This is a genomic window from Bacteroidia bacterium, assembly GCA_027493955.1.
In the GTDB taxonomy this organism is placed as follows: Bacteria; Bacteroidota; Ignavibacteria; order SZUA-365; family SZUA-365; genus JAOSJT01.
In genome coordinates this window covers 935,759-945,285 of record JAOSJT010000001.1, presented here as the reverse complement: position 1 = coordinate 945,285, position 9,527 = coordinate 935,759, and the positions used below count along the sequence as shown (strand labels likewise).

The 9,527-nt window shown below is 56.3% G+C and carries 6 protein-coding genes; 3 read left to right on the top strand and 3 right to left on the bottom strand.

What is annotated here, in order from left to right; genetic code table 11:
- Positions 1–284 precede the first annotated feature (284 nt).
- The gene (locus M5R41_03735; GenBank protein ID MCZ7555499.1) at positions 285–986 is read right to left on the bottom strand and encodes a pirin family protein; all 702 of its coding nucleotides are present in this window, start codon (positions 984–986) and stop codon (positions 285–287) included.
- 45 nt (positions 987–1,031) lie between these two features.
- Positions 1,032–1,484 carry a MarR family transcriptional regulator gene (locus tag M5R41_03730; GenBank protein MCZ7555498.1) on the bottom strand — a complete coding sequence of 151 codons (453 nt, stop codon included), beginning with the start codon at positions 1,482–1,484 and terminating at the stop codon, positions 1,032–1,034.
- 93 nt (positions 1,485–1,577) lie between these two features.
- Here M5R41_03730 and M5R41_03725 point away from each other — a divergent pair, with 93 nt between their 5' ends.
- From M5R41_03725 to M5R41_03715, 3 genes are all read left to right on the top strand, one after another.
- Positions 1,578–2,321, top strand: a complete 744-nt coding sequence (locus M5R41_03725; GenBank protein MCZ7555497.1) for a DNA alkylation repair protein — start codon at positions 1,578–1,580, stop codon at positions 2,319–2,321.
- Positions 2,318–3,754: an alpha/beta hydrolase-fold protein gene (locus M5R41_03720; protein ID MCZ7555496.1), complete on the top strand. Its 1,437-nt coding sequence runs from the start codon at positions 2,318–2,320 to the stop codon at positions 3,752–3,754. Before M5R41_03725 ends, M5R41_03720 begins: the two co-directional genes overlap by 4 nt.
- Positions 3,755–4,060: 306 nt before the next feature.
- Positions 4,061–6,817 (top strand): T9SS type A sorting domain-containing protein, encoded by a 2,757-nt coding sequence (locus M5R41_03715; GenBank protein ID MCZ7555495.1) that lies wholly within the window; start codon positions 4,061–4,063, stop codon positions 6,815–6,817.
- A gap of 253 nt (positions 6,818–7,070) precedes the next feature.
- Here M5R41_03715 and M5R41_03710 read toward each other — a convergent pair whose 3' ends face one another.
- Positions 7,071–9,236, bottom strand: a complete 2,166-nt coding sequence (locus M5R41_03710) for a S46 family peptidase (protein MCZ7555494.1) — start codon at positions 9,234–9,236, stop codon at positions 7,071–7,073.
- Positions 9,237–9,527 lie beyond the last annotated feature (291 nt).

The window sequence follows — 9,527 nt, the reverse complement described above, 5'->3', positions numbered from 1 at the left end:
TGTCTGTAGAACGTGACAATATCAAAGATACGCATTTCACATGAGAATGAAAGAGCGCTGTCGGGTGCGCTTCGCCACTACGGCAGGCACCGTCACTCTCGGGAAAACGGAGCGAGGTATGTGCGAAGATTCCGTCCAGGCGGGGTCCGATCCGTAGCCGTTGCTCAGGCCCTATGGGACAGCCGCAGCATCAACGCAGCGTGATTGTGGCGCCGGGATTCCGGGCATACAGGGTTTCTGTCAATTCACACAGGACGCATGGGTGGTCTGGTACAGTTTGGCGTCTACAACGGAAGATCAAACAGCAGCACGCTTCCACCGGTCTCGGATTGTATGCGAATTTCGCGTTCCCGTTCGAGCATGACCGCATCCCCCGTGGTGACAGGCTGACCGTTGACCGTCAGTGAACCATCGATGGTGAAGACGTATGCACCCCGTTCTTGTGACAATCCCCTGCTTGCCTCGATTCCCTGATCGAGCTGTACGATGAACATGCGCACGTCCTGATTGATGGTAATGCTGCCCTCGCCGCCGGCACCTGAAGCGAGCTCATAGAAGCTGTTGTGCCACAAGGATGGGTCGAAGCTCTGTTGCTCGTAGCTTGCGTCGAGACCGTTCTCATCCGGCAAGATCCAGATTTGCAGAAGTCGCAGACTTTCATCCTGCGAATGATTGAATTCCGAATGGCGCACACCTCTGCCGGCTGTCATGCGCTGCAATTCGCCGGGACGGATGATGCCCTGACCGCCTGTGCTGTCCCGATGTTCCAGAGTACCCTCCACCACCCAGGTAAGGATTTCCATGTCCCGATGCGCATGCATGGGGAAACCTGCGCCCGCGTCCACGTAGTCGTCGTTGAGGACGCGCAAAGGGCCGAATTGCATATGTCTCGGATCGAAATACGTGTTGAAGGAAAAACTGTGATAGCTTCGGAGCCAGTTGCTTCGTGTGAGTCCCCGTTCCGCTGCCGGTCTGTAAGTCACCATGTGCGCACCATATATTTTGAATTTGAAATAATGACGAAAAAAAAATCAGTAATGAATGTTCGTACCGAGCTTTTTCAGCAAGAGAGCGAGTTGTTCCTGTTCTTCCTCGTTGAGCACGGCCGCGACGTCCGCGACGAATTCCGCATGTCGGGGAAATATTTCCTCAAAAGTGCGTATTCCTTTCTCGGTCAATTCGACGATGACGGAACGCCTGTCGGACATATCGGTAGATCGCTGTACCAGGCCTTCCTTTTCCAGGTTATCAACGACGCAGGTCATATTACCGCCGCTGACGAGCATTTTGCGAGACAGCTCACCGATAGTCATCGGTCCCAGATGCCCGAGGCATTCCAGTGCGCCGAATTGCGGTTGCGTCAGACCGAAGCCGCGGATGTCGTGCACGCTCGCCTTATTGAAAACGGAGTAGGCCCGCGCGAGCTTTATCCAGAGATTCAGCGCTTTATCCGCCTTCGAGCCATATTTATGCGTGGTATGCATAATTCTTTAAGTTTAAATATCTGCAATTACGTGCAGTGATGCAAGTCGTCACAAAGGTATTTGAAATTTTCTCAGGGCTGCCGATATTGATTCGTGACTCCCATTGAAACATACGCGGAAGAACTGATCCAGGAATTGCGATCAGCCGGTAGGACCTCCAACCTTACTGGTATGGCGCGGTATGGTATCGACACGACTCATGCATGGGGTACCGGCATGCCTGTCGTGCGCGCACTGGCAAAACGCACCAAAAGGCATCATGAGCTGTCGCTCATCTTGTGGGACAGTGGATGGCATGAGGCCCGCATTCTCGCCGCGCTGATCGCCGATCCGCTCAAGCTTTCGCGTGCGCAGATGGATCGCTGGGTACAGGCGTGCAATTCATGGGACCTCACGGATCAGTGCTGCATGAATCTGTTCTGGGCATCGCCGTACGCTCCCGAAGCGATGCACGACTGGGCCTTGCGCGAGGAGGAGTTTGTCAAACGTGCCGCATTTGCCACACTGGCCAGTCTGGCGCTGCACGGTAAAACACTGAGCGACCAGGATTTTATCGCGCTGCTGCCGTTGATAGAAAGGGGTGCGACGGACGAGCGGAATTTTGTGAAAAAGTCAGTAAACTGGGCATTGCGTCAAATCGGTAAACGCTCCCTGGTTTTACATCAGGCAGCGGTGACGATGGCGGAGCAGCTTTTGAAAAGCGACTCCCGCAGCGCATGCTGGATAGCGCGGGACGCCCTGCGCGAGCTGCGCAACGAGGTGACGATCGGGCGCATACGAGCCAAAGAAGAACGATCCATGAAGCCAAAAGCAAGCCGAGCGGTCAATACAGTATGAGGAAACTCGTTTACATATTCGTGCTGTGCGCTCTGGGAGCGTCAGCGGTTGCACAGGACTTTTCACTGTTTTTGTCACGTGTGCAGTCCGCGCCGGAATACCGGCGGCAGTTCATGGCGGACAGCTTTCTCACGACACTCAGCCACACGCCGTTTATCGAAAAGGATTCGCTGTGTTACTTCCTCTTCAAGGGACAGGCACTCGATGTTTCCATCGCGGGTGATCACAACAACTGGAGTGACACCCGCTCCCCGCTCGTTCGTATCGCGCATACCGATCTCTGGTATCGTTCCGAAGTATTCAATCCGAGCGCCCGCATCGATTACAAAATTGTCGCGGACAAAGCGTGGATACTGGATCCGCGGAATCCACGGACTATTGCGGGAGGTTTCGGTCCGAATTCCGAACTGCGCATGTCGCTCTACGAAGAACCCCGTGAGGTCCTGCAACAGGCGGGAATCCCTCGGGGACGGCTTATCGACACCACAATAACGAGTGTTGAGTTGGGGAATCAACGACAGGTCACGGTGTATCTCCCCGAGGGATATCAGGGAAGTTCTCACGCGTACCCGCTGCTTCTCGTGCATGACGGTCCCGATTACATCCGGCTTGCTGCTGTGCCGACCATTCTCGACAATCTGATTCACGAAGGTCGCATTCCGCCCGTCATCGCGGTGTTCGTTCCTCCCGTGCGGCGCACCGAAGAGTATGCCGGCAGCGCAATGGACGCATTCAGCCGCTTCATCGTACAGGAGTTGTTACCCGTTCTCGAGGCGCGATATCGCATACGCAAGGATGCGGGTGCGCGAGCGATGATCGGCGCATCGAACGGCGGGAATATCGGTCTGTACATCGCCATGCGGTATCCGCACGTGTTCGGCAATGTCGCCGCGCAGTCCAGCAATATCATTCCGGCAATCTCCGACAGATTCAATCAGCAGCCGCTCTTGCCATTGAAGCTCTACCTCGATCTCGGAGTGTACGACATTCCCGTGCTCATCCCTCTCGTCCGCAGCTTCGCCGCGCAGCTGCAGCACACGCAGTATGAACTTCTGTATCAGGAATTCTTTGAGGGCCACAGCTGGGGCAACTGGCGGGCGCATATTGACGATGCTCTGGTGTGGTTTTTTGCATGGCTTCTGCATTCCGGCGACTCCCCCTCGCCCCGGTCTTTCGGATTCGAGATATCCGCCGCACGACCCAATCCCGCCCGCGATCACCTGAGTTTCGACGTCCGGTTGCCTGCATACGACAGCGTGGTTGCGACGCTCCATGATACGCTTGGGCGTGTCGTCCGAAGAGTCCATGACGGCGCTCTGCAGGCCGGCTCGCACACGTTGACTGTGGAAACAAGCGCTCTGCCCAGAGGGACGTACTTCCTTCGCGTCACCGTTGATGGCCACAGCAACATGCGTACAATCCATCTGCACTGACCGGCTCCGAATCCAGGTCCTTTCGAAAAACTCAGTTCAGGCCCGGTCCTCACGGCGAAAGAAGCCGCAGGACAGCTTCGGTTGTGCGATGCACAAACCTCGTTGCACACGGCCAACTGCTGATTTCATGTCCTTTCCCTGAAATCCTGACAGACAACCCTCCTGCGAAAGACTGCTTTCTCCTCACGCGACAGGCGGCTCCGATTTTCCTTGCGTCGCTGCGTCCGAAGTGAGAAATTGTATAAACGTGTTGTGAAATCTCGACGCTTCACATCACAGCCACTTGTCCCACTTTCCCCCTCCAACATGAAATATTGTTTCATTCTTCTCGCACTGCTCCTAACGACGCAGTTTGCCTATTCGCAAAATTATTCGCCGCTCCTGACTGTTGAGCCACCCGAGCAGCTCAGTCTTCATCGCGACAGTGAGCGCTGGATACAGGAGCGATTCCGCTGGTTCCGTGATCAACGCCTCGATCCCGACGGATCCATTCCGGAAGGCGTTCGGGAGCAAGCCTGGCGTGAGACGCGGCACATGTCGTTGTTCAAACCGCGGGTGCGCATGGGAAAGAACGGCGCGATATCTTCCGGAACCTGGGTGCAACTCGGCCCCGTGAACATTGGCGGCCGCATTACCGGTATAGCAATTCATCCAACGAATCCCGACATCGTGTACTTCACGGCGGCGGACGGCGGCGTGTGGAAATCCGTCAACGGTACGAGTCTTTCGGCAAGTTTCGTGCCTGTGTCCGATGATTTACCCACCATGGCTACCGGATCCATTGATATCGATCCCAACAACCCCGACATCGTGTACCTCGGTACGGGCGAGGCAAACGGTAGTGCGGATTCATATCCCGGTGTCGGCGTCGTGCGTTCCACCGACGCGGGGACGACGTGGGAGGTGATCGGTGGCAGCGCCATGAAAAATATCGGTGCGATTCGTGTCCACAAAACGAATAGCAATATCATCAACGCTGCATCGCGGCAAGGCCTGTATCAGTCTCTGGATTCGGGCAGAACCTGGAAACAGACCAAACAGGGTATGGCACATGATCTCGTTTCTCATCCGACCATCGATTCCATCCTGTATGCCGGCGTCCAGGGCCAGGGAGTGCTGAAGTCCACCAACAGCGGGGCAACCTGGGACGAATTGAATCTCGGTGTCGTCGCCCGCGACAGCATAGGTCGGCTTGCACTGGACCTTTGCCTGACGCAACCCAACATCATTTATGCGGTGCTGGTCCATGCGAAAGGTCCGAACGCCAATAAAACTTACGCAATGGTGAAATCCACCGACGGCGGCGACACCTGGGCACGCACCACACCGGTGGTAAATCCCACGAATTTCTTCAGCACGTACGGCTGGTACAATTGCGAAATCGGTGTGCATCCAACCGACCCCGACAAAGTGTTGGTGGGCGGTGTCGGCCTGTACCTCAGTTTGGACGGCTGTAAAACCTTTTCCCCGCGCGGCGGGGTGCATGTGGATCAGCATGCCATTGAATTCTCCCCCACCGCTCCGGATGTCTGCTACCTGGGCAACGACGGGGGTATGTATGTGTCGGGCAACGGCGGTATCACCTTCAGCAGTCTCAATGCGAACCTCCCGATCACGCAATTCTACGAGCTCGGCATCGCGGCACAGGATCCGACCCTGATGATGGGTGGGACGCAGGATAACGGCTCGAATACACGCCATGAAGGGAATGAGATCTGGGTGCATTCTACGGGCGGTGACGGCGGGTATTGTGTGTTCGACTATTCCGATCTCAATTACCGTTACGCGGAGTATCAGAACGGATCGCATCTGCGTTCTACCAATGGCGGAAAGAATTGGGTCGGAGCGAACAAGGGACTTTTCGGGTCCGGTCCCTGGGTCACCCCCGTCGCCATCCACCCCACCAATCCGACCGTCCTGTTCACCTGCACGAACAAGCAGTTGTACAAAAGCACGAACAGAGCGGAGAGCTGGTTTGCCTTCCATGGTACGATGGACAGCTCGCGGGCGATCAATTACATTGCGATTTCCCCGAAGCGCCCGGAGATAATGCTCGTGGGATACACCGACGGTAAGATTTACAAATCCACCAATAGCGGTGTGGACTGGACGCGCATATCAACCGGTACCCCCAGTCGAAATGTCACAGACATCATTTTCGATCCGGTCAGCGACAGCACATATTACGCGTCGTTTTCAGGGTACGTGCGCGAGAGCGTGTTCAAGAGCACGGACGGCGGTACCACATGGAGCAGCATTTCCGGCAACCTTCCCGCCATTCCCACAAACGCGCTCGAAATCAATCCGCATAACGCGAACGAGCTGTACGTGGGCACGGACTTCGGTGTGTACGCCACCACCGATGGAGGCGAGACCTGGCAAATACTCGGCGAGGGCATGCCCAAAGTCGTCGTTGTGGACCTCGAATTGCATCCCGTCAGCGGTCAGCTGATGGCTGCGACACATGGCCGCAGCATATATGGACTGACGGTCACGACCAGTGTGGAATTGGTCGCGTTCAGCGCCGCCCGAGCCGCTTCGGGAGTGGATCTCTCCTGGCGAACAGGAAGCACCGCCGCTATTCGCGGTTTCGCAATCGAACGGGCGCTCGACGATGGTGCATGGAATGAAATCTCCTACGTCGAAGCCGAACCTTCTCTCGCCGTTCGGCAGTACAGTTTCAACGACCGGAGCATACCCGCCACCACCGCATCGGCGCTCTACCGTCTCAAGCAGTCCCGTTACGACGGAAGTATCGAATACTCGTCAGAACTCCGTGTGGATTTCCGTGCGCAGAGCGATGCCTTCACTCTCAGCCAGAATTATCCGAACCCGTTCAACCCGCGAACGACCATTCGCTATGAGCTTCCCCATTCCGGTCTCATCCGTTTGTACGTGACCGATGTTCGGGGATCGCTGAGACGCACACTGTATGAAGGAACGCAGCACGCAGGCACGCATATCGAGCACTTCGACGCCTCTTCGCTGCCGGGTGGTGCGTACTTCTATCATCTCGAATTTGACGGCGGACGCAGCACAAAGTCTATGATGCTGATAAAATAGCTGAGGGCAGAGGGCACGGCCGTGCGATGCGCAGCTCGGTGCGACGGACACTTTCCACTTCCCTGTGCCGAAGCGGATTCCACCAGAACGCACGAATGGCGTTGGCACGAACCACGGATTTCTGGAAGGATATGCCCATGCAATGAATCTCGCCGGCAGTGATGGCGTGTTCTTCCCTCTTCTCTCTGATCGCATTCAGAACGACACAGGGCCACCCGCGGGTGGCCCTGTATCATCATGCGAGGGAGAAACGTCAGTTCGCGATGCGGCCCTGGCGCAATTCGTTGGAGAGACGTTCAAGTTTATAGATGTGGTGAATCGCCTCGATCATTCCGGCCGAGTGCACGCTGACGGTACGGTTACCGAGTTCTGGTGCGAAAATGAATTCACCGGGCAGACTTTCGATGTTGCCATCGAATGCAAGACCGACGACTTCCTTGTTCCGGTTGATGAGCGGACTGCCGGAATTGCCGCCGATGATGTCGTTGGTGGACACAAAATTCAGCGGTGTGTTGAGGTTGAATTCCGGGGAGGGTTTTTTCCAGCGTTCGGGCAGCGCCCACTGCTCGTCGGTCGGGAAGGAGTAATGCCGGTCATACATACCGTAATAGGTCGTGAACGCCGGCGCCTTTGTGCCATTGTATTCGTAGCCCTCCACAACGCCGTCGGAAATGCGCAGCGTGAACGTCGCATCCGGCGGGATGGAGGTGCCGTAAATCTCGAACAAGGCGCGACCGAGCAAGGCGTTGTTCACTTCGTCCTGGGCACTCACTTCAGCGGATACTTTTTGCGCCGTCGCGCGGCGCGGTGAGGCCATACGCGCGATCACGATGAAGGGATCATCGGAGTTGCGGATTGACTCCGGCATGCCTTCCGCGAAAGCAGCAAAGCGGACAGAATCCGCGAGCACGGACTCGCGAAGAAGACGCTCGGCGGCCTGCTCGGGTGTTTGCCCCTTCAACGCATATTGCACGAGCGGATCATCCTTCCCCAGCCAGCGCTGCATACCGGCCAGCTTTTTCGTGAGGGTAAGTTTTTCCATCAGCATGTCGGGCGTCTTACGCTTACCGAGTGCGCGCATGGTGAGTTTCAGCGCATCGCCCTTGTAATTCTTGCCGCGGTCGGCTTCGGGCTTGTCCAGCTCGTCGAGCAGACGCACAAGGCTCAACGATTGTCCCAGAAACTCGGGGGCTCCCAGTACCTCGAAACGCAGGCCGAGCAAGTCAGGCGCGACGGCGCGGACCTTTTCGCGGTTCGCGGCAATCTCGTTCCAGAGATGTCCGTATTTAGCCTTGAGTGTCGGATTTTTTTCGACATTGGCCCGGAATTTCGCGTCAAAGTCCTTGCGGCGCTGCATCAGCACGTCATTGCGGAGACCTTCGAGCTGCCCCTTGTAGGCCTTTTGCCCGTTAGCCATGCTGAACACCTGATTGATCATTTCGTCCTTCTTCTCGGGACGCTGCGCGATGTAGGTTTTCAACACGTCTACATAGTCGTCGAGGAGACCGGATATCCAGGGGAACTGAATGTCGCGGTTGAACTCCAGCTGTGCCGTCGTGCTGAGTCGGCTTGTGCTGCCCGGATTACCGACGGTGAACACGAGTTCCCCTTCCTTCGGCCCGTTTGCGCTCCACTTGTAGAAGTGCTTCGTCTTGAGTGGTTTGCCGTTCTCATCATATACGCGGAAGAAATTGCAATCCAGCGTGTAGCGCGGGAAGGTGAAATTGTCGTCGTCACCGCCGAAAAAGCCCAAGGCCAGTTCTGGCGAGAACACCAGTCGCACATCGTCGTAACGCTTGAACACATAGGCGGAGTATTTGCCCCCGTTGAAGAAGGTCACCAGCTGTACACGGTTGCCTGTTTCTTCCGCGATCTTCCCTTCGAGTTCCTCCATCTTGGCGTCGCGCGCTTCAAGCTTCTTATCGTCACCGCTCACCGCATCCATCGCGGCATTGATCACATCCGTGACGTCGCGGATTTCCACGAGCTGCTCGACGAAAAGGTCCTCCACCTTGCGTTCATCGGCGAGCGTCTGCGCGATGAAACCATTTTTGCTCAGGTCCTCGCCCGGCTGCGTCGCGGAAGTCACCGCTTCACGGCCACAATGGTGGTTGGTCATGACCAGACCATCCTCACTGACAAAGGATGCGGAACAGTAGGTCGCGAAGCGGAGGGCGGACATGCGCACATCGTCCATCCATTGCTGGTCGGGGGTGAAATTGTACTGTTCCCTGAAATACTGCATGGGAGGGTAATCGAAGGTCCACATACGGCCGTTGTCGAAACGGCCGGCTTCGATACTGGAAAGCGCTTCCTGTTTCTGTTTCTCGTACGGTGTGAGTTCCTGTGAGCCGCCGCAACCGACGAGAAAAGTGACGGCCAGAATCAACAGGATTCCTTTTTGTACCGGTAATCGCATATGACATCCTGAAAAAGTGGAAGGAATGACGGATGAGAGTCCCGCAGAAGCGGAATATATAAGTTACAAAAAGATCGTCTGGGGTGAAACAAGAAGCGTGAAGCGCTTCCGGCGCTGCAAGAGCAGCAATTCTCATGATACGGACGTTGCGAGGAAAAGATGCAGTCGCAAGGGCGCCCGTCAGCACACAGGTCAGCGCCATGCCTTTCCGCGATGCGCACGTTTCACGAGAGTACGCCGGGGTGGTGATCAGCCGCATGCGACAAAGAAGCGTGCCCACCCGCCTGTCCT

Coding starts and splice junctions, on each gene's coding strand:
- M5R41_03715 (MCZ7555495.1), top strand. CDS start 4,061: ATGAAATATTGTTTCATTCTTCTCGCACTGCTCCTAACGACGCAGTTT.
- M5R41_03710 (MCZ7555494.1), bottom strand. CDS start 9,236: ATGCGATTACCGGTACAAAAAGGAATCCTGTTGATTCTGGCCGTCACT.
- M5R41_03735 (MCZ7555499.1), bottom strand. CDS start 986: ATGGTGACTTACAGACCGGCAGCGGAACGGGGACTCACACGAAGCAAC.
- M5R41_03720 (MCZ7555496.1), top strand. CDS start 2,318: ATGAGGAAACTCGTTTACATATTCGTGCTGTGCGCTCTGGGAGCGTCA.
- M5R41_03730 (MCZ7555498.1), bottom strand. CDS start 1,484: ATGCATACCACGCATAAATATGGCTCGAAGGCGGATAAAGCGCTGAAT.